Genomic DNA, 19,045 nt, shown 5'->3' with positions numbered 1-19,045 from the left:
ATCTCAGGCCAGCTTTTCCATGCGGGCGTAAACGAGTGGTTAATGATTCGGAACTTGGGTTCCGAGATTTTTAGATGGTTGCTATTTGGTCGCTTTAAACGCTGTCACGGTTCAGTCCTATAGCAGCCAGGGCCGGCGTGATGACGGGGATAAGCGGCATTATCTGGGCATTTCCAAGCTTTTGTGCCGCAGCTGATATTTCGTCGCAGAGGTTTGGATCAAAACAAGTTGCTTGGAATTCCTCGCTCAAGGAGAAATGTTTCACCTTTTTTCAGAACCCGTTCACTTAAGCCTTTTCCAGTCCTATACTGGAACAGACCGCCTCAAATACAAATTTTGCTGCAACTTCAAAGAGATGAGGTAAAATCATGGCACTTCAGATTGGCGCCGTCGCACCCGACTTCGAAGCCGAGACCACCGAAGGAAAGATCAAGTTCCACGACTGGATCGGCAGCAGCTGGGCGCTTTTGTTCTCCCATCCCAAGGACTTCACCCCGGTCTGCACCACCGAGCTTGGCGCACTCGCCCGCCTGAAGCCGGAATTCGACAAGCGCGGCGTCAAGCTGATGGGCCTGTCGGTCGATCCGGTCGACCGCCACGCCAAATGGTCCGAGGACATCAAGGAGACCCAGGGCGCCGCGCCGAACTACCCGATGATCGGCGACACCGATTTCAACGTGTCGAAGCTCTACGACATGCTGCCGGCCTCGACCTCGGGCGATCCCCTCACCCGCACCGCCGCCGACAACCAGACCGTCCGCAACGTGTTCGTGATCGGACCGGACAAGAAGATCAAGCTCGTGATGGTCTATCCAATGACCACCGGCCGGAACTTCCAAGAGATCCTGCGCTCGATCGACTCGCTGCAGATGACCGCCAAGCATCGCGTCGCCACCCCTGCCGACTGGAAGCAGGGCGAGGACGTGATCATCGCGGGCTCGGTCAGCGACGACGAGGCCAAAACGATCTATCCGCAGGGCTGGAAGGCGCCGAAGCCCTACATCCGCATCGTGCCGCAGCCGAAGTAACTGACGGTACGTAGCGTCCGGGTGACCCGCGTACGGCCCGTTATCGTCTGGTTCCGCGACGATTTGCGGCTGTCGGATCACCCGGCCCTGCATGAGGCGGCCAGCCGCGGCGTGCCTGTGGTTGGCCTCTACGTCCGCGACGAAGCAAGCCCTGCCCTGAAACCTCCTGCCGCGCGCGCCCTCGGGGGCGCGACGCGCTGGTGGCTGGCGCAATCGCTGCGCGCGCTCGGCAAAAGCCTTGAGGCGATCGGTGGATCGCTGGTGCTGCGCACGGGACCAGCCGCTGCCGTGATCGCCACGCTGGCGCGCGGGACCAGTGCGCAGGCCGTGTTCTGGAACGACATCGCGCAGGCGCCGCATCAAGCTGTCGCTGAAGAGGTTAAATCCGCGCTCGCAAGTGACGGCATTGCTTCGCAGATTTTCTCCGGCGACCTCCTGGTCGAACCCAAGGCCATCCGCAACAAGGACAACCGCGGCCTGCGCGTGTTCACGCCGTTCTGGCGTCGCGTGCAAGGGCTCGGCGATCCGCCAAAACCCCTGCCGGCACCGAAGAAGCTCGCATCCATCGGCGGCGTCGCGAGCGAAGCTCCCGACGATTGGAAGCTTGAGCCGACGCGGCCGGATTGGGCCGGCGGCCTGCGCGTGAGCTGGACGCCGGGCGAAGACGGCGCGCAGGCGCGGCTGAAGGCGTTCCTCGATCGCGGCATCAGGGGCTACTCTGACGACCGCGATCGGCCGGACCACGACGGCACTTCGCACCTCTCGCCGCATCTGCGCTTCGGCGAAATCAACCCGCGGCAAGTCTGGTACGCGGTCCGCTTCACTGCCGCCGAGCATCCGCGCCTTGCCGGCGACATCGACAAATTCCTGAGCGAGCTCGGCTGGCGCGAATTCTGCCGCCATCTTTTGTTCGACGTTCCCGATCTGGCGGAGCGGAATTTGCAGGGGCAGTTCGACGCCTTTCCGTGGCAGCGTGAAGCGCGCGCATTGAAGGCCTGGCAGCGCGGCCTGACCGGCTATCCGATCGTCGATGCCGGCATGCGCGAGCTCTGGCACACCGGCGTGATGCACAACCGGGTGCGCATGGTGGTCGCCTCGTTCCTGGTCAAGCACCTGCTGATCGACTGGCGTGCGGGCGAACAATGGTTCTGGGACACGCTGGTCGACGCCGATGCCGGCTCCAACCCGGCGAACTGGCAATGGGTCGCCGGCTCCGGCGCCGACGCCGCGCCGTACTTCCGCGTGTTCAATCCGATCCTGCAGGGCGAGAAGTTCGATCCCGAGGGCGCCTACGTCCGGCGCTGGGTGCCGGAGCTGGCGCGGCTCTCCAACGATGTGATCCATCAGCCCTGGACCGCGACGCCGATCGAGCTCACCAGTGCCGGCATCGAGCTCGGCAAGAGCTACCCGCAGCCGATCGTCGATCACAAGCAGGGCCGCGAACGCGCGCTTGCGGCTTACACGAAGATCCGTGGCCAAGACTAAGCGCGGCGATTGACCAGCAGCACCGCGGCGGCGCAGGCGGCCATGCCGGCAATCGCGACAGTGTCGAGCTTCTCGCCGAACAGGACATAGGCCATCAGGGCGGTCGTTGCCGGCACCAGATAGAACAGGCTCGCGACCGAGGTCGCGGCATGGTGACGGATCAACCAGTACAACAGCCCGATCGAGCCGATCGATAGTGCGAACACCAGCCAGGCGATCGCCAGCACGAACTCGGTGGTCCAGTGCACGACATTGGTCTCGAACAGCCAGGCGCCGATGCCGAAGAAGATCGTCACCGCGACGTACTGCACCAGATTGCCGGCGCGCCAGTCGATCCGGTTGCAGTAGCGGCGCTGATAGAGCGTGCCCAGGGTGATGCTGATCAGCGAGACGCCGGAGGCTAGCCAGCCCCACCCGGCGTCGCCGGTCATCGGCCGCTCGTGCAGGATCAATACGACGCCGGCGAGGCCGAGCACCAGCCCGCCCCATTGCAGCGGCGTGACGCGCTCCCCGAGCCAGCGGTTGGCGATAGTCGAGGTCAGGATCGGTTGCAGCCCCGGGATCAACGCCGACAAGCCTGCGGGGATCGAATGCGCGATCGCGATCGCGGTGCCGCCGAGATAGAAACCGTGCACCAGGATGCCGGCCACCGCGCTGTGAAAGACGCCGGTCCGGTCCGGCCATTTCGGCCGCGCGACCGCGGCGATGATCGCCATCACCACCACCACGAACGCCATCCGGATCGCCAGATAGGTCTACGGCTCCGCATTGTTGATGACGTATTTGGTGCCGATGAATCCCGTGCTCCACAGCACGACAAAGATCGCCGGCGCCAGACGAGCGGCAGTTTCCTCGAAGCTCTTGTTCATTGCAGGCCGTCATTGCCTGAAGATGAAGCAGCCGGCAATCGCGAATTTCGGTGAGATTGCTAGCCGATGCTCCATCCGCGCTGTCGTCCCTGCGAAAGCAGGGACCCATACTCCGCGGCCGGTATTGTTGCAGGGGCTCGTTGTTCCAGCGTCGCTCACCAATAACTATTTGTGGCTATGGGTCCCTGCTTTCGCAGGGACGACACCGAGGATGGCTCTCGATTCAAGATGTCAAACAACCAGTGTCATCACCCGCAAAGCGGGTGATCCAGTATTCCAGAGGCAGCCGTTATTGGACCGATGGCCCGCGGCGTACTGGATCGCCCGGTCCCGGCTTCGACGAGGCCATGAGTCCCCGGCGCGCCGAAGCTTTAGCGGAGGCGGCAAGCCGGGCGAGGACAGGTGTGGTGGGGCCCACGTCAACTCGCGGGTTCGAGTAGCAAGCGGCCTTGGTCCGTCAACCGGTGAGACCCGCCTTGCGCAATCCGTCGAGGAAATGTTCGCGATCGGAGGGATTGCGATATCGGTCGGCCCTGGCCTGCGCGAGCTCGAGGGTTCTTGCGGGCACGGCGCGGCCATTCGCATTCAATTCGCGACATCGCTGGCTGACGAACGCGTCGGCCTCGGCCCGCGCCTCGTCGATCCGTCCGATCTGCGCATAGCAGGCGGCAAGGAGGCCGTGCGACCACCTGTCGAACGACCGCGCTTCCATCACCGCCTTGACCGCCTGCTCGTACTCGCGCCCCGAATAGAGGGCGAGCGCGTGATACCAATGGTACAAGTTGGGCGGAAACGGATTGAGCCGCTTGGCTGTCCCGATCCACGTCAGCGCCTCGCGCCAGCGTCCCCAATAGACCAGGATGTTGGCGAAGACCGCAGCGACGTCGGCATCGTTTGGATTGAGCGCAAGCGCGCGGCCAAAATGGATTTCGGCCTTGGCGTCATCCCTGCTCAGGAACAGCAGCTGAGCGAACACGCCATGCGACCAGGCGTCGCCATCCTCGATATCCAGCGCGGTCTCGATCTCGCTCCGCGCCTCCTCCAGTGTCGCGGTGGTGGGCGATTCGAGAAACACGTCACAGACGATGGTCCAGGCGATGTTGACGTGCGCGCGAGCATATTGCGGGTCGAGCGCGACGGCGCTTCGAAAATAGTCTCTGGCCTGCGCCATCGCCGTCACGGTCAGCTGACGCCATCGCTCATTGCCGAGCAGGACCAGATCGTAGGCGGTAATGCTGGAGGTCGGCTTGCGCCTTGCGATCTCGCGACCGGCGTCCTCCATCCGGCCCGGCAGCGCCGCGACGATCGCCCGGACAATCTCGTCCTGCAGAGCGAAGATGTCCTCGAGATCGCGGTCGTAGCGTTCGGTCCAGAGACTGTACCCGCTCGCGGCATCGAGCAGCTGGATGATCACCCGCATACGGCTGCCGATCGTGCGCACGCTCCCTTCGGCCACGTAGCGAACCCCGAGCTCGCGGCCGACCCGTTTGATCTCGGGTGTCTGCCCCTTGTAGGCGAAGCTGGAGTGGCGGGCGACGACGAGCAGTGACCTGAACCGCGACAGTTCGGCGATGATGTCTCCCGTGATCCCGTCGGAAAAATAGTCCTGCGCGGGATCGCCGCTCAGATTTGACAGCGGCAGCACCGCGAGCGACGGCTTGTCGGACAGCGCCGGCGCTGACGATACGGGCGAGCTCGGTTCGGACAGGCTCGCAACCGGGGGCCCGACATAGCGATAGCCTCGGCGCGGCAGCGTCTCGATCCAGCTCGCGCCGCCGTCGATGTCGGCAAAGGCCCGCCGCAGCGCGGCGATCTGCACCGTCAGATTGCTCTCCTCAACGGCAAGCCCCGGCCAGGCCGCCTCCATCAACGCAGCCTTGGAAACCGGCGATCCGGCCTGCTCGACAAGCAGCCGAAGCAGCACCACGGCGCGCCGTCCGAGCGCGACCGGTTCGGACTCCCGGAACAGCGTCTCGGCCCCTGCGTCGAGGCGGAAGGGACCGAACTGGTGGATCGTCGCCATGGCTCTGGAGACTACATTTTTTGCAACTTTTTCGGAACGGATTCAGGACCTCAGGAAAGCGGACGATCATGCTGCGGGCCGAGCAACATCGAGGACTGCACAATGCGCGATTCATCCCATGCGGTGGAGACGGACGAGCTGACGTCTCGTCCCGGTTCGAACGTGATGGCCGGTGCCCCGGACCGGGGGCACCGCGAGCTCGAAGCCGTCCGGGCGCTGGCCCCGCTGATCGCTGCGCAGCGCAACGCGTTCGACAGCGAACGGCGGCTGCCCGACGCGGTTTTCGCCGCGCTGGCCGATGCGGGCCTGTTCCGCCTGTGGCTGCCGCAAGCGCTCGGCGGGCCCGAGCTGTCTCCCTTCGCATTCGCGCGTGTCGTCGAAGCCGCCTCGGCGGTGGATGGCTCGGTCGGCTGGCTGGTCGGCAACGGCGCCGGCATGAGCCGGATCGGAGGTTACCTCGATCAGTCCATCGTGCGTGAGTGGTATGCCGACCCGCGTGCATTTGTCGCAAGCGCGACCGGAGCTGTGGGCACGGCGACCGCGGTTGCAGGCGGCTATCACCTGTCCGGGCGCTGGCCGTTCGGTAGCGGCTCGCATCACGCGACGCGCTTCATGGTGCTGGCAAGCGTGAAGCCCGACGATCCGGCTTCGCCGCTTCTCTGCTGCTATCCCGGGCGGGAGGATGTGACCATCCTCGACAATTGGCACGTGTCCGGACTGCGCGGCACCGGCAGCTGCGATTTCGAGGTACGGGATATTTTCGTGCCGGCCGCGCACGTCCATCCCTTTCTCGGACTGCGACCGACCCAACCCGGACTGCTCTATCGCATGCCGCCGTCATCGGTGTTCGCCTGGAGCATCAGCGGGGCGCCGCTCGGCATCGCGTCCGGCGCCATCACCTCGTTCGCGGAACTCGCCAAAGGCCGCGCCGGAAGCCGAGCCGCGCTCCGCGATCGCGAAATCGTTCAGGCGACGGTCGGGCGGACGCGCGCGATGCTTCGCGCCGCCCGCGCCTTTCTGATCGATGCCATGACCGAATTGATGGCCGCGACCGACATCGGCGGCCAACGGCTGGTGGAGGCGCGCGCGGACATTCGGCTCGCCAACGCACACGCGGCGGAGACTGCGACGTCCGTCACCGAGATGCTGGCTGCCAGCGCGGGCGCCGTCGCTATCTTCGAGACCTGCGCTCTGGAGCGTGCGGTCGGCGACGTGCGCGCCGCGGCGAAGCATATCGCGATGAGTCCGAACAATTACATCACCGCCGGCCGGCTGGCGCTTGGGCTCGATCCCGGCACGGCGAGGTTCTGAAAATACCGGCTACCAACGGAGCTGCCGATGTCAGTGATTTGCCGACCGGCCCGCGCAGCGGATCTGGAATTTGCCGACGCCCTCGTCGTCGCCAGCATCAACGATCTGACCGAACGGCACGGCTTCGGACCGATGGCGGCTTCGTCCCCGCCCAAATTCCAGCTGTTCTCCATGAAGGACGATCCCGACGGTCTCTGGGTGGCGGAGGAGAACGAGCGGATCCTCGGCTTTGCGTGGAGCTGGGTGTGCGGCGACATGTGGTTCCTGGCGCAGCTGTTCGTGTCGCCCGATCAGCAGGGGCGAAACATCGGCAACGAGCTGATCAAGCGGACCATCGCGCACGCCGAAAAATCGGGCGCGTCCAACCGCGTGCTCATCACCTTCAGCTTCAACACGGTATCGCAAGGGCTCTACATCCGTCACGGACTGCTTCCGCGATTTCCGATCTACAGTGTCGGTGCATCGCGCGAACAGTTGCTCGCTCACTTGCACGGTCCGCGATATACCGTCACGCCGCTCACGCTGGAGGCCGCGACCCTGCGCCGCCTCGCGCAAGCGGACGAGCGGATCCTCGGCGTCTCGCGCGAAAAGCATCATCGCTATCTGATTAGCGGCGGCGCCGCGACCGGGTTCAGTCTCCACGATGGAAACGATTGGATCGGCTACGCCTACGTGGATGCCGGTGGTCATATCGGACCGCTCGCAGTCACGGAGCCGCACGCCATGGCTCCCGCCCTGCGAACAGCGCTGTACCTGGCGGCCGAGAGCGGCGCGTCACGGGTATCGGCATTCCTGCCTGGCACAGGCAAGGCGGCGCTGGATACCGCGATGGCGCTGGGCATGCGAATCAAGTGTCCGATGCTGCTGATGTCGTCACAGGAGTTCGGCGATTGGGCCCAGTACCTACCGCGCAACCCGGGCTTCATGTGATCGGCGCGGGCCTCTATTCGACCGCCGCATAGCGCCGGTCGTCATCTGAGATGATACTTCCTGCCGTTCGTGTTCGGGTCGGTATTGTCGCTTGTCGAGAGCAGCAGCACGGGGCCGAAAAAGCTCTTGTTGTCCCGGAAGAGCTGGAATCGGCCGCCGCCCTTGGCGGCGATCTCCTCCAGGTCGCTGTTTGCCGGGCCGAGCAGCTTGTCATCTTCATAAAGCCGGGCAGCACCGAGCTCGCCGTCCAGAAATTTGACGGGAATTTGGTACGCATGCCCCTTCAAGAAATAAAAGGTACCGCGGAGCAGGTTCCTGTCGATCGGACTTGGAGGAAGCAGATAAAGGAACGCACTCGACGCCAAGGCAAAAAGCGTCGATCCGATCACAATGCCGGTATTGGCGGATATCCTCAACGACGTTTGTCCCAGGTTCTTGCTTGCGAGGCGTCTCTGTAGCGCGCGTCTTCTTCGCATACAACAGACGGGCATCCGCCAACCACGGTCACAGCCTGCGAGACCGCGGGACCGGCGCGGCAGAGGCGCGGATCCGGCCGCGGCATAACTCAGCTACTTTCGTGCAAGGCCACGGCTTGGCTTTCGCGGCGAGACGCATACGGCGCGCCTCCGATGATAGGAACGCCTGCCCGGCAGGGGCGTTTCCAAATCATCGGAGGCGCACCGCATGCGAGCCCAATGCGGGGTCATCGCGACGTCACACAGCGAGCTGGCGCGTCACCGAACCAGACCAACAATTCAGGATGAGCGCATGGTCGAAACCGGCAAGATCTTTCGTGTTCGCTGCGTCGACAACACCTTGCAGCGGGACACGCTCTCGCTCGGTCGTGTCTACGACGTGACGCAGGAAAACGAACGTGACGGCTATTACGAGCTCAGTGGACTGGGTCGCTTCAGCCGGTCGAGATTCGAGGTCGTGGACCAGCCGAACGCTGCCGAGACCCCTGGGAAGTCAGGATCGAAATAGCCCGGGAGGTCTGTGCCGGGCATCGTCACCCCAGCCGGAAGGCATGACCGGGCGTCTGAGGCGGCGCCTCGCGAACGCGTGATCGGGCGCCACCCCCGGTTGCCTTCATTTGGGCACCGATCGGGAACAGGCTTGCTGGGCGAGAAGCAAAGGCGGCCGCCGCAGGGGGTGCCTGCAATTGACCTATCGATCCCACAGCAGCTGGCAGGACGTCGATCTGCGTAATCTCGTCCGGATCATCTCGGCCTGCACGCTCGGTCTCTGGGCATTTGCGGCCGGCCTCCTGATCGGGACCTTCCTGCTTTGATAGTTGGTCCGGCGGACACGCCGCCAGCCCTACCCACCGCTCAGATGATGGGCGGCGACGAACAAAGCCAGCGCGCTCAGCACCAGCGCTGACGTAGCGCCGGCGACGCTGCGCGCAAGTTCAGCCTTCGAAAGATTGGATCTGGTTGCCATCACAACCTCCTGTGCGTGCGGGCCGAGGCCCGACCGCCTCGGCGGTGAGGCTCGCGCTCGGGCTCACTCCTGGGACCACAATCGCATCACGAGGATGAACGCATCATGAGTGAAACGAGCGGACGGTGCCCCGGTTCCAAAATCTGACCCGGGTGGATCGCTTTCGGAACCCGGGCGTTGACCGCATGCGGTAAACAGGCCGAGCCGCGCTGGAATTTGGCAACGGAGACGCGATGCTGATCCGCTGGGGGCGGCTTCAACCGACGATCTGGGCGGTCGTCATGCTGCTTGCGGCCGTCACCGCGGCCAACGCCGCCGGCGACGAGGCAGCGAAACCTTCCGAGTTCATCCTGCTCGCCCAGATCGCGCTGCTGATCGCGGTCGGACGCGGCCTCGGCGAGGTGATGCAGCGGATCGGCCAGCCCTCCGTGATCGGCGAACTTCTCGCAGGCCTGCTGCTCGGCCCGTCGCTGTTCGGCTGGCTGTGGCCGTCGGCGCACAGCGTCGTCTTTCCGCCGTCCGGCGAGCAGAAGGCGCTGATCGACGGCATCGCGCAGTTCGGCATCCTGCTGCTGTTGCTGCTGACCGGCATGGAGACCGACCTCAAGCTGGTGCGCAAGGTTGGCCGCGCCGCGACGACGATCTCGGTTGCGGGCATCGCGGTGCCGTTCGTCTGCGGCTTCACGCTCGGCGAATTCTTGCCCGACAGCCTGTTGCCGCATCCCGAAGCGCGGCTGATCGCATCGCTGTTCCTCGGCACCGCGCTGTCGATCTCTTCGGTGAAGATCGTCGCGGTCGTGGTGCGCGAAATGAACTTCATGCGCCGAGATGTCGGCCAGATCATCGTCGCCTCCGCGATCATTGACGACACCATCGGCTGGATCATCATCGCAGTGATCTTGAGCCTCGCCTCGCGCGGCACCCTGGATGTCCTCTCGGTCGCGCAGGCGCTGTTCGGCACGCTGGCTTTCCTCGTGGTCAGCTTCACGATCGGCCGCCGACTGGTGTTCCGGCTGATCCGCTGGGCCAACGACAATCTGGTCTCGTCGGCCGCTGTCATCACCGTAATCCTGCTGCTGATGAGCGTGATGGCTGGCATCACGCATCTGATCGGCGTGCATACCGTGCTCGGCGCCTTCATCGCCGGCGTGCTGGTCGGGGAATCCCCGATCCTGACCCGGCAGATCGACGAGCGGCTGCGCGGGCTGATCTCCAGCCTGTTCATGCCGGTATTCTTCGGCCTCGCTGGCCTTGCCGCCGACCTCACCGTGCTCAGGGATCCGCAACTCCTGCTGCTGACCGCGGCGCTGATCCTGATCGCGAGCATCGGCAAGTTCGGCGGCGCTTTCGTCGGCGGCGCGCTCGGCGGGCTGACGCGGCCGGAATCCTATGCGCTGGCGAGCGGCATGAACGCGCGCGGCTCGACCGAGGTGATCATCGCCACCATCGGCCTGTCGATGGGCGTGCTGAGCCAGACCATGTTCTCGATGATCGTGACCATGGCGATCCTGACCACGATGGCGATGCCGCCGATGCTGCGCAGCGCGCTGGCGCGGCTGCCGCTCGGCAAGGACGAGAAGGAACGGCTGGAGCGCGAGGAAGTCGAGCAGCGCGGCTTCGTCGCCAATCTCGAGCGACTGCTGCTCGCGGTCGACGAGAGCAACAACGCGAAATTCGCCGCCCATGTCGTTGGCCTGCTCGCCGGCGGGCGCGGCCTGCCCATCACGGTGCTGCATGTCGGCGCCAACGCCAAGCTGCAGGAGAAGAATCGCGCCGACGAGGAGAGTCCGGAGGCGGCGGTCATCAACGCCGCCAAGGCGAGTGCAAGGGCCAGCGCCGAGGCCGACGGCGGCGGCGACGACAATGTCGACGTCATCAGCCGCGCCCGCGAGGAGACGGCGGCGGAGGCGATCGCGGAGGAAGCCAGAAAGGGCTTCGACCTGCTCGTGGTCGGCATGGACAAGGTCGCCGGCCCCGATGGCTCCTTCGGCCGGCGGATCGACGAGCTGACCTCCGGCTTCGACGGTCCGCTGGCGATCGTGGCCGCCAAGGGTGTGCACGAGAAGGAGCCGACGGCGAATGCGCGGAAGATCCTGGTGCCGGTCTCGGGCAGCAACGTCTCGCGGCGCGGCGCCGAGGTCGCGATCGCCCTGGCCCGCCTCAGTGCCGAGCCGCTGCAGGTGGTCTACGTCTCGACCACGCGCGACAAGGGCGCTCGCCGCTCCAGCCCGAGCATGTCGCTGGCGCGGGAGGAAGCGATCCTGAAGGACATCGCGGCAACCGCGGCGCGCTATGACATCAATGTCGCGACGCGGCTGCGCGCCAGCACCGCACCGGAGGTCGCGATCCTGCAGGAAATCACGGCAAGCCGGGCCGATCTCGTCGTGGTCGGCGTCGACCGCATCCAGGGCGACAGCCTGAATTTCGGCAGCGTCGCGGCCGCCGTGCTCGGCAAGTCGAAAGCCTCGGTATTGCTGGTGTCGGATGGCGACGTCAGGCCGAAAACCTGACGGCAGGACCCAGGCGGGAACGGCTCGCGCCTACCACTCTTCCGGACAGGGATCGACGATCTTCCACAGATCGACCCCGTTTTTGATCTTCTTCATCTCGGTGGTGAGCCCGCCATTGCGGCGGATCCAGTCCTTCACCGTATCGGGGTAATAGGACATCAGATCCGAGGTGCCCTCGAGGCTGGTGACCTTGATGCCGAAGGTGAAGGCCTTGTCGTAATAGGCCTGATGGAAGCCGATGCTGGCCTTCGGCGTCACGCAGATCTTGTTCAGCGGCACGATGCCGAACACCAGCGTGCAGGCCGAGTTGCAGATGCCGTCGATCACGACGCGCTCGCGGCGGTCGCGGATCAACTTGTACTTGGCCTTGTACTCCTCGACATAGCCGCCATGGTCGCGCGTGATGTGCAGCACGGCCCGCGCTGGCGTGACCGCCAGGACCGACAGCAGCAAGGCGACAAGGGGCGTGATGCGCATGAAATGTTCTAAACCGAGGGAAAGGCGGCCCGGGCGGACCTGACCGCAAGACTCTGGCCGGACTGTGTTGGCAATCCGTTAAGCATCCGCAAAAAGGCAAAATTTGGCGCGCTGTGACTGATTTCCCGCAGCTTTTGGCCGGATTCCGGGTTAAATGAGTCGTTAGAGGACCTTGGAGCGGCCAGTGAAGCCGATTCCAGCGTGAATGCCCGGAGGCCGCCAATGACCAAGACCAAGCTTATCGCCGCCCTCGCCCTGACGATTTCCTTGACGGCTTCCTTGGCTGTCCCGGCCGCTGCGGCCGACCTGACGGCCACCCCGCACCACCGGCATCACCATCACCGGCACGCCTATTGGGGCCTGCCCTACCACATCAGCTATCTGCACAATTACGGCCCGGGCCCGGCGGCCGGCAGCTTCGCCTATTACGACGGCCCGTCGACCAACAAGTGCTACCAGAGCTCGGCGGCCTATATCGGCCAGGACCACCGCCGCCATCCCTGCTTCTGAAGGCTGGCGGGCCAACGGCCAGCGCCCGGCGCGGACACCGCCCGGTGCCGCGCGAGGCTGCTGGCCCTGTCAGCCCAAGTCTGATAATCGACCCCCGCGGCGCTCGTAGCTCAGCTGGATAGAGCATCGGATTTCGATTCCGAGGGTCGGGAGTTCGAATCTCTCCGAGCGCGCCAAGCCCGCATTTGCCGAGCTTCACTCGTCATCGCCAACCGTCGCCCGAAGCGCAATAAAGCCCTGTTTTCCAAAATATTTTTGCTTCGCGCGAGGTCGCTGGCCGCCGCTCGCCATCGCCGGCGTTCCGCCGCCAGAACGCCCCTTCAACTATCCCTCGATCTGAGTTAGAATCTCCGCTAGCTCGTCGAGCGCGTTGTCCGCGAGGGACAGGAGTTCGAATCTCCTATGCAGATTCCAACTGAAACGCCGGAGATCACCGCAAAGAACCACCTTGCTGTGGGGCCCGGCGAGTACCCGTGCGGCAACAACCTCTATCTGGTTGTCACCCCTAGCGGTGGTCGTCGCTGGGCGTTCCGCTATCAGCGCAACGGCATTGTCAAAAAGATGGGCTTCGGCTCGGCCAAGGCGGCAGGCCTCAAGCTTTCCGAGGCCAGGGACAAGGCGATCGATGCCCTGCGGCTTCTTGCCAAGGGAACTGATCCGAGAGAACAGCGCGACGACGAGAAGCGCCGCCAGCAAGGATCGCGCCTGTTCGGCGAATTCGCGGAGGAATGGCGGCAGACTTACGAGACCGGCCTGAAGCACAAGGCCGCGCGCAACAAGCTCAAGCGCATCGTGCAGGTTACCTGCCAACCTTTGCACAAGCTGCAACTCGACCAGATCGAGACCGAGCACGTCACCGCCGTTTTGCGGAAGGTCTGGCATCAGCGCGAGATCTCACGCGACGCACGCCAGCGGATCAAGAAGATTTTGGACGCAGCCATAGCGCTGAACCTGCGGCCAAAACACAACCCGGCGGACTGGGACAGCCGACTGAAGCCGATCATGCCGAAACAGCGAAAGCGGGGTACGGTCCGCGGGAGCCACAAGGCCATGGACTACCATGACCTCCCGGCGTTCATGCGAAAGCTCAGCACCAATCCAGATCAAAGCGCGCGGGCGCTTCAAGTCGCTATCCTCACATTGGCACGAACCAATGAGGTGCAGAGCATGCGCTGGTCGCAGCTCGATCTCGAAGGCGGACTCTGGAATCTCAACACGCTTGATACCAAGAATGAACGACCCAAACGCACGCCGCTACCCCGGCAGGCGCTGGCTTATCTGCGCGAGGCCCATGAGAGCCGCGTGAGTGACGAGTTCGTATTTCCGGGTCGCAGCCTACGGCAGCCGATCTCAAACATGACTATGCTCAAGCATTTGAAGCAGATCACCGGGGACAAAACACTGACCGTGCACGGTTTCCGGACCACATTTCGGACCTGGGCACAGGAAGAAACCGACTTCGAGGAAGAGATCGTCGAACATTGCCTGCATCACATCACCGGCGATGACGCTGAAAAGGCCTACAAGCGCGGCGAGGCGCTAAAAAAGCGACGTGTTGTGATGCAGGCGTTTGCTGACTACGCCACGCGACCACCGAAGAACAACGTCAATTCGATAAGGGCCGCCTAAGGGATGTGGGCCTTCCTGCGACATATTACGTTTCGGAGCGTCTCTGCCCTTCGGGTAGAAGGATCCTCTTCGACTGAAGGTTCGATCAGCCACATTTTGCTGTTTCAGAGCTTCGTTCAAGGAAGACGAACCACTTTGAGGTCCGGATTTGCCGCCAAAGCGGACATCGCCCAGCTGGCGGCCTAAAGGCCATTGCAAGGAATACTGTTTGCTGACGAGGTTCAACCGACAAGAACTCGCTCAAGCAACCAATACGTGCCGATCGCCGCGGCGGCGATTGAGGCAAGGCGCGGTGTCAGCTGCGCGCCCCACCCTTGCGACATCAGCGTCAGCAGCGGAAGCGCGATCACCACGAAGATAAGCTGGCCGATCTCGACGCCTGCGTTGAATCCGACCAATCCGCGGAGCATGGCTGCGCCCTTCAGTTCGAGCTCGCCAAGGGCAGAAGCAAACGCAAGTCCGTGCACGAGACCGAACCCAAAGCTCCACATCCACCGCCGCCGATCCGGCGCGGCCGCGAACAAGTTTTCCAGCGCAACCCAGATGATGGTTGCGGCGATAAGCGGTTCAATGATGCGTTCAGGGACCCTGACAAAACCCAGTGTTGCCAGCGTGAGTGTCACGCTGTGAGCGAGCGTGAAGGCGGTTACGATCTTCACCACAGACCAGAAACCGCGCGCGATGGCTAGTAGCGCAAGAAGAAAGAGCAAATGATCATAGCCGGTGAGAATGTGGGCGACGCCGAGCTTCACAAAATCCAGCCAGCCGGTCGCGACGGAGCGGTCGATGTCGACGACCGCCGTTCGCGATGCCTCGCCGAAGACAACCTGCCGCTCGCCGCTCGACGTGCGGATGTTGGCGAGATTCTGATAGTGTCCGCCAAGAAAAACGCCCCAGTCTTCTGTAACCGTGAGGCGGCCGTGCCCAGGGTCACAAGTGAAGCCGATCTCGATCGTCGCGCGGGTCTCGTTCGCGCCGGCGCCACCGATGCGCACCCGCCCTGCGCGGCAGCGCGTGCCGCCAAGATCGACCGTGACGCTCCTGCGCGCCGCTTCCGCTACTGCTTCTGCCGCCGAGCGATCGCCATTGGCGGCTGCGTTCAGCATGGAAGCCGACGCCTGTGGTATTTCAGGCAACGCGACAGAGAGCGCATAAGAGAGGCGGTCGCCCGACAACTCGATGCGGACCAATCCGGTGGTGGTGACATGGGCCGAGACATCGGCGCAGCAGGCGATTGCAAGCCAGAATGCAATCCATCGTGCGAGGTGCGCGCTCACGGCATCTTCCCCACCCGCTCCCACTCCTCGGCGACGAAGCCGGGCAGCAGCGCAATCTCACTGCTCCCCTCGCGCCTGACATAGTGCGACAGTCCGAGCACATTGGTCGCGCCGAAGGAGATGACGAAGGACGAAGCGCCGCTGCCGTTGACTACGACGCGCAACCGGGGCGGATTCAATCCGAATTGCGCGGGGTCGACGGCTGCAGTCTCGGTCGCGCTCAGTACACGCTCCGGTCCCGAATTGCGCAGCAATCTGAGCGCGCCGTCAAGCCGCGCCGCGAAGCCTGCCGTCGTCGCCCCCGCCGCCGCATGCCAACCATCCTCCGCGCGGACAAAATGCCAGCGCCCCTCATGTGTTTCCAATTCGACCTCGCGAACATCCTGAAGCCGGATCGTCATCAGGCCTTTCGGCACAAACGGCAGCAACCCCGAACCGCCGCGACCGCCGGTCAACGCAAGTGCCGCCAGAAAGACGATGGCGCCTAGAGCTGCAGCGCTCCAGATCAACCGGTTCATCGCCGCAACCACCACATCGCGCCGCCGGCAAAGGCGATCAGGCCCGGCATCAAAAGAACGGTGACGATGAAGATGCCGCGCATCTGCTCGCCCGTCAGCGAGACGGTCGGCAGCACTTCCACGGGCGGCTTCATGGTCGGCGCTCGCTCCTCATGCGTAAGCCAGGCGAGTGCGGCGAGCACGACGTCCGAGTTGGCCAGGTATGGAAAGAATGAGTTGGAGACGAAATCGGCGTCACCAGCCACGACCATGCGGAATGTCGAGGGGGCCGTTTCGTTCAATCGGCCTTCGGCGGCGACAGCGATAATCCTCGATGCGCGCGATGCGGACGCCGCGGTCGAGCCGTTATCCAAGCGGTCGGCGATGATGTAAGCCTCGGAGCTGCTGGCCGCCAGTGCCGTCAGCTTGAGGCCGGCCGTCGGTACTATTTCGAGTGGGCGTACCCCCGGATAGAACGACAGTGTCAAGCCGCGCGTGATCGGATGGACACCATAGTGTGACACGGCAATCATCTGTTCGTCGGTGAAATAGTGCTCCTTGGGATCGACGATCACGCCATTGCCAACCTTGAAGCCGGCAGAGGCGAGCAGCGCGGCAAGGCTGTTATCAAGCTCATAGTCGGGCTCGATCAGGAACATCGCCGAGCCGCCCCGCTCCAGATAGCGGCGCATCAGCTCGGTCTGGCCGGGAGAATAGCGGGTGCGCGGATTGGCTTCGACGACAGCGCCGCAATCGTCCGGGATCGGCTGGCCGGTCGCAAAGGAGATCTTGCGCGCGGCAAGGCCGAGCTTCTCGATCGCGCGTCGTAACCGGCCGATCCCGTGTTGCTCCATCTGCACGACCGCCAGCCCCGAAGCGTCGTGGCTATGGCTGTGAGCGCCTTCGAAATGCGTATGGAATTCGAAATTGTCGATGTCGTATTCGCCATTACCGGCGGCAAAGCAGATCACGACCTCGCGCTTGCGCAACAGACGCAGCACGCCGAGCGCGATCTCGCGATCGTCCGTCGTCACGACTTCGATGCGGCGATCGCCCGACCGCAGCACGGCCGAATTGTAGGTGCGTACGCCGAAACTGGAGGCGAGCGCCGGGTTCTGGTCGGCGTCGATCAGGCGGACACGAAAATTCCCGTTCTCTCGTTCGAGCTGCCGCAGCATGGCGCCAAGGGCGACCGCGCCGGGGTTCTGCTTCTGGTAGAAATAGGTAACGTCGATGGGTTCGGCGAGCCTGCGCACCACCTCGCCTGCCTCGGCGGAGGGCGTGAAGGCCTTCTCGCGCGTGAAATCGAGATGCGCGTCGTGACGGAACAGCGCCGCGTTGGCGAGGACCACGACGGCGACGGCGACGGCGACCACAAGGGCAGCTGAGACGGCACGGCTGGCATAGCCGAGCCGTACCGGCAGTCTCAAGCCCGCTGCAAACAATAGTGCAAGCGCGGCAACCACGCCCAAAAACCAGACGAGATTGATCGCCTCGGATGCCTGGATCATCGCTGGGCAAGCCCCCAGGTGGTCAGGAACAGCGCGAGCATGCTCGCCGTGATGAAATAGCCGATGTCCGACACGAACACCGAGCCTGACACCATCGGCTTGAAATGTCCGATCAGGGACAGGTTGAGGGCGAGGCTGTCGAAGGGCGGCGATAACAGATAGGACACGGAATCGGCGAACCAGAGCATCAGGAAGATGCCGATCGACAGCGCCGCCGCGACGACCTGATTTTCGGTGATACTCGACATCAGCAGGCCGACCGCAACCAGGAGCGAGGCATGCAGCGCGAGCGCCAGATAGCCGGCGTAGATTTGTCCCCAGTCGGGCTCGCCGTAACGATCGAGGATCACGGCATAAACGAGCGAGAGCGCAAAGATGCCGAGCACGAGCGTCAAGGTGGCGGCATATTTGGCGAGCACGATCGAAAGCTCCTGCACCGGCGCAGTCAGGAGCAGCTCGAGCGTCTCCGACCGCCGCTCCTCGGCAAAGCTGCGCATGGTCAGCACCGGCACCAGCAGGATCGAGAGCACATACATCTGGTGAAAGATGTACTGAAGGTTGGCCACCTTGGTCGCAAACAGCGTCAGGCTGAAGGTATAGCCGAGCACGAGTAGGAAAACCGCGGCCACTGTGTAGCCAATCGGCGACGTCAGCGTCGCGTTGAGCTCCTTGGCAAAGAGAATGCGCAGCGTTCTCATGTGAGCGACAAGAACCAGGCTTCGAGGTCGGCAGTATCTGCCATTGCACGGACGCCCAGGAGGCGCCCGTTGAGCAGCACCGCCACCCGGTCACAGGTCTTCTCGACTTCGCTGAGAATGTGGGAGCTTATCAGCACCGTGTGGCGCCCGGCGAGCGAGCGGATCAGCTGCCGCATCTCAATGATCTGGCGTGGATCAAGCCCATTGCTAGGCTCGTCGAGGATAAGGATGTCCGGATCGTGGACCAGCGCCTGGGCGAGCGCAGTCCGCTGCCGATAGCCCCTGGACAAGGCCCGTGTCGGCTTGTCGGCGACAGCGGACAGCGCGAGCCTATCGACGATGCGTTCGACGGCGCCTTTCACGTTCCGCTCGGGCACGCCGCGCAGCCGTGCCATGAAGGCCAGGAATTCTCTCACCCGCATCTGCCGGTACAGCGGCGCTGCTTCCGGCACATAGCCGATGCGCCGCCGCACCGCGAGTGAATCGCCGACGACATCGTGGCCTGCGACCATCAAGCGGCCGGCCGATGGCAGAAGATAGCCCGCAAGCAGCCGCATGAACGTGGTCTTGCCGGAGCCGTTCGGACCCAGCAAGCCGAACACTTCCCCGGCGTGAATGTCGAGCGTGAGCCCCTCCAGCGCCAATACCGGACCGTAGCGCTTGCTCACATTGGACGCAGAGATCGCTGGGGCGATACCCGTCTGGACCAACGCATCATTAGGCGCCGCGTCGATTGCCGAGATGGTCATGCAGCGTCCCGAACAGGCGAGTGCGTCCGCGGGAAAGGTGAGTCTACCGCCCCGCTCCGGGACTCGCCCTGAGGTCCGGCGCGGCCTCTCAAGGGAGC

The 19,045-nt window shown here is 64.0% G+C and carries 18 protein-coding genes, 1 tRNA gene and 1 pseudogene; 10 read left to right on the top strand and 10 right to left on the bottom strand.

Translation table 11 applies throughout. The features are described 5' to 3' along the window. The first annotated feature begins 368 nt into the window (after positions 1-368). Together QMZ05_RS08750 and QMZ05_RS08745 are read left to right on the top strand one after the other, a co-directional pair. Positions 369-1,028 (top strand): peroxiredoxin, encoded by a 660-nt coding sequence (locus QMZ05_RS08750; protein ID WP_050420497.1) that lies wholly within the window; start codon positions 369-371, stop codon positions 1,026-1,028. A gap of 21 nt (positions 1,029-1,049) precedes the next feature. Beyond that, positions 1,050-2,513: a deoxyribodipyrimidine photo-lyase gene (locus QMZ05_RS08745; RefSeq protein WP_353700422.1), complete on the top strand. Its 1,464-nt coding sequence runs from the start codon at positions 1,050-1,052 to the stop codon at positions 2,511-2,513. Here QMZ05_RS08745 and QMZ05_RS08740 read toward each other — a convergent pair. Beyond that, positions 2,510-3,382: pseudogene (locus tag QMZ05_RS08740) on the bottom strand (DMT family transporter). The gene QMZ05_RS08745 and the pseudogene QMZ05_RS08740 sit on opposite strands and share 4 nt — an antisense overlap. Before the next feature lie 457 nt (positions 3,383-3,839). Further along, positions 3,840-5,405, bottom strand: a complete 1,566-nt coding sequence (locus QMZ05_RS08735; RefSeq protein WP_353700421.1) for a winged helix-turn-helix domain-containing tetratricopeptide repeat protein — start codon at positions 5,403-5,405, stop codon at positions 3,840-3,842. A 102-nt stretch (positions 5,406-5,507) separates the two neighbouring features. Between QMZ05_RS08735 and QMZ05_RS08730 the strand changes: the two genes are divergently transcribed. Then, positions 5,508-6,716 (top strand): acyl-CoA dehydrogenase family protein, encoded by a 1,209-nt coding sequence (locus tag QMZ05_RS08730; protein WP_353700420.1) that lies wholly within the window; start codon positions 5,508-5,510, stop codon positions 6,714-6,716. Between the two features lie 171 nt (positions 6,717-6,887). Beyond that, positions 6,888-7,646 carry a GNAT family N-acetyltransferase gene (locus QMZ05_RS08725; RefSeq protein WP_353700419.1) on the top strand — a complete coding sequence of 253 codons (759 nt, stop codon included), beginning with the start codon at positions 6,888-6,890 and terminating at the stop codon, positions 7,644-7,646. A gap of 41 nt (positions 7,647-7,687) precedes the next feature. Here QMZ05_RS08725 and QMZ05_RS08720 read toward each other — a convergent pair whose 3' ends face one another. Then, positions 7,688-8,062: a hypothetical protein gene (locus QMZ05_RS08720; RefSeq protein WP_353700418.1), complete on the bottom strand. Its 375-nt coding sequence runs from the start codon at positions 8,060-8,062 to the stop codon at positions 7,688-7,690. Between the two features lie 352 nt (positions 8,063-8,414). Here QMZ05_RS08720 and QMZ05_RS08715 point away from each other — a divergent pair, with 352 nt between their 5' ends. Beyond that, positions 8,415-8,630: a hypothetical protein gene (locus tag QMZ05_RS08715; protein ID WP_353700417.1), complete on the top strand. Its 216-nt coding sequence runs from the start codon at positions 8,415-8,417 to the stop codon at positions 8,628-8,630. 178 nt (positions 8,631-8,808) lie between these two features. Further along, positions 8,809-8,937: a hypothetical protein gene (locus QMZ05_RS08710; RefSeq protein ID WP_353700416.1), complete on the top strand. Its 129-nt coding sequence runs from the start codon at positions 8,809-8,811 to the stop codon at positions 8,935-8,937. Positions 8,938-8,966: 29 nt separating this feature from the next. Here the strand turns inward: QMZ05_RS08710 and QMZ05_RS08705 are convergent, their stop codons facing one another. Next, positions 8,967-9,089, bottom strand: a complete 123-nt coding sequence (locus tag QMZ05_RS08705; protein ID WP_274613371.1) for a hypothetical protein — start codon at positions 9,087-9,089, stop codon at positions 8,967-8,969. 281 nt (positions 9,090-9,370) lie between these two features. Between QMZ05_RS08705 and QMZ05_RS08700 the strand changes: the two genes are divergently transcribed. Next, entirely contained in the window at positions 9,371-11,599 is a 2,229-nt protein-coding gene (locus QMZ05_RS08700; protein ID WP_353700452.1) for a cation:proton antiporter, read from the top strand. Positions 11,600-11,629: 30 nt separating this feature from the next. Here QMZ05_RS08700 and QMZ05_RS08695 read toward each other — a convergent pair whose 3' ends face one another. Beyond that, a complete protein-coding gene (locus QMZ05_RS08695) occupies positions 11,630-12,076 on the bottom strand; it encodes a hypothetical protein (protein ID WP_095735047.1) in 447 nt (148 codons plus the stop codon). A gap of 222 nt (positions 12,077-12,298) precedes the next feature. Here QMZ05_RS08695 and QMZ05_RS08690 point away from each other — a divergent pair, with 222 nt between their 5' ends. From QMZ05_RS08690 to QMZ05_RS08680, 3 genes are all read left to right on the top strand, one after another. Further along, on the top strand, positions 12,299-12,586 hold the full coding sequence (locus QMZ05_RS08690) for a hypothetical protein (RefSeq protein ID WP_353700415.1): 288 nt from the start codon (positions 12,299-12,301) through the stop codon (positions 12,584-12,586). 99 nt (positions 12,587-12,685) lie between these two features. Continuing rightward, a tRNA-Arg gene (locus QMZ05_RS08685) sits at positions 12,686-12,762 on the top strand. A 226-nt stretch (positions 12,763-12,988) separates the two neighbouring features. Further along, positions 12,989-14,215 (top strand): integrase arm-type DNA-binding domain-containing protein, encoded by a 1,227-nt coding sequence (locus QMZ05_RS08680; protein WP_353700414.1) that lies wholly within the window; start codon positions 12,989-12,991, stop codon positions 14,213-14,215. A 221-nt stretch (positions 14,216-14,436) separates the two neighbouring features. On the opposite strand, the gene QMZ05_RS08675 is transcribed toward QMZ05_RS08680, so the two are convergent. The 5 genes from QMZ05_RS08675 to QMZ05_RS08655 are packed head-to-tail and all read right to left on the bottom strand — an operon-like array spanning position 14,437 to position 18,947. Beyond that, positions 14,437-15,492 (bottom strand): HupE/UreJ family protein, encoded by a 1,056-nt coding sequence (locus tag QMZ05_RS08675; protein WP_353700413.1) that lies wholly within the window; start codon positions 15,490-15,492, stop codon positions 14,437-14,439. Continuing rightward, positions 15,489-16,010, bottom strand: a complete 522-nt coding sequence (locus QMZ05_RS08670) for a hypothetical protein (protein WP_353700412.1) — start codon at positions 16,008-16,010, stop codon at positions 15,489-15,491. Before QMZ05_RS08670 ends, QMZ05_RS08675 begins: the two co-directional genes overlap by 4 nt. Then, the gene (locus tag QMZ05_RS08665) at positions 16,007-17,500 is read right to left on the bottom strand and encodes a Gldg family protein (RefSeq protein ID WP_353700411.1); all 1,494 of its coding nucleotides are present in this window, start codon (positions 17,498-17,500) and stop codon (positions 16,007-16,009) included. Before QMZ05_RS08665 ends, QMZ05_RS08670 begins: the two co-directional genes overlap by 4 nt. Further along, the gene (locus QMZ05_RS08660; RefSeq protein WP_353700410.1) at positions 17,497-18,198 is read right to left on the bottom strand and encodes an ABC transporter permease subunit; all 702 of its coding nucleotides are present in this window, start codon (positions 18,196-18,198) and stop codon (positions 17,497-17,499) included. Before QMZ05_RS08660 ends, QMZ05_RS08665 begins: the two co-directional genes overlap by 4 nt. Continuing rightward, complete coding sequence (locus QMZ05_RS08655) at positions 18,195-18,947, bottom strand: ABC transporter ATP-binding protein (protein ID WP_353700409.1); 753 nt, start codon at positions 18,945-18,947, stop codon at positions 18,195-18,197. Before QMZ05_RS08655 ends, QMZ05_RS08660 begins: the two co-directional genes overlap by 4 nt. Positions 18,948-19,045 lie beyond the last annotated feature (98 nt).

It is taken from the genome of Bradyrhizobium sp. INPA03-11B (assembly GCF_040446015.1).
GTDB lineage: Bacteria > Pseudomonadota > Alphaproteobacteria > Rhizobiales > Xanthobacteraceae > Bradyrhizobium > Bradyrhizobium macuxiense_A.
The sequence above is the reverse complement of the archived record's forward strand: the minus strand, read 5'-3'. Positions and strand labels throughout refer to the sequence as shown.

Excerpts from the sequence above, each read along its gene's own strand:
- QMZ05_RS08750 (WP_050420497.1), top strand. The coding sequence starts at position 369 with ATGGCACTTCAGATTGGCGCCGTCGCACCCGACTTCGAAGCCGAGACC.
- QMZ05_RS08735 (WP_353700421.1), bottom strand. The coding sequence starts at position 5,405 with ATGGCGACGATCCACCAGTTCGGTCCCTTCCGCCTCGACGCAGGGGCC.
- QMZ05_RS08730 (WP_353700420.1), top strand. The coding sequence starts at position 5,508 with ATGCGCGATTCATCCCATGCGGTGGAGACGGACGAGCTGACGTCTCGT.
- QMZ05_RS08725 (WP_353700419.1), top strand. The coding sequence starts at position 6,888 with ATGAAGGACGATCCCGACGGTCTCTGGGTGGCGGAGGAGAACGAGCGG.
- QMZ05_RS08715 (WP_353700417.1), top strand. The coding sequence starts at position 8,415 with ATGGTCGAAACCGGCAAGATCTTTCGTGTTCGCTGCGTCGACAACACC.
- QMZ05_RS08705 (WP_274613371.1), bottom strand. The coding sequence starts at position 9,089 with ATGGCAACCAGATCCAATCTTTCGAAGGCTGAACTTGCGCGCAGCGTC.
- QMZ05_RS08700 (WP_353700452.1), top strand. The coding sequence starts at position 9,371 with ATGCTGCTTGCGGCCGTCACCGCGGCCAACGCCGCCGGCGACGAGGCA.
- QMZ05_RS08695 (WP_095735047.1), bottom strand. The coding sequence starts at position 12,076 with ATGCGCATCACGCCCCTTGTCGCCTTGCTGCTGTCGGTCCTGGCGGTC.
- QMZ05_RS08690 (WP_353700415.1), top strand. The coding sequence starts at position 12,299 with ATGACCAAGACCAAGCTTATCGCCGCCCTCGCCCTGACGATTTCCTTG.
- QMZ05_RS08680 (WP_353700414.1), top strand. The coding sequence starts at position 12,989 with ATGCAGATTCCAACTGAAACGCCGGAGATCACCGCAAAGAACCACCTT.
- QMZ05_RS08670 (WP_353700412.1), bottom strand. The coding sequence starts at position 16,010 with ATGAACCGGTTGATCTGGAGCGCTGCAGCTCTAGGCGCCATCGTCTTT.
- QMZ05_RS08665 (WP_353700411.1), bottom strand. The coding sequence starts at position 17,500 with ATGATCCAGGCATCCGAGGCGATCAATCTCGTCTGGTTTTTGGGCGTG.
- QMZ05_RS08660 (WP_353700410.1), bottom strand. The coding sequence starts at position 18,198 with ATGAGAACGCTGCGCATTCTCTTTGCCAAGGAGCTCAACGCGACGCTG.
- QMZ05_RS08655 (WP_353700409.1), bottom strand. The coding sequence starts at position 18,947 with ATGACCATCTCGGCAATCGACGCGGCGCCTAATGATGCGTTGGTCCAG.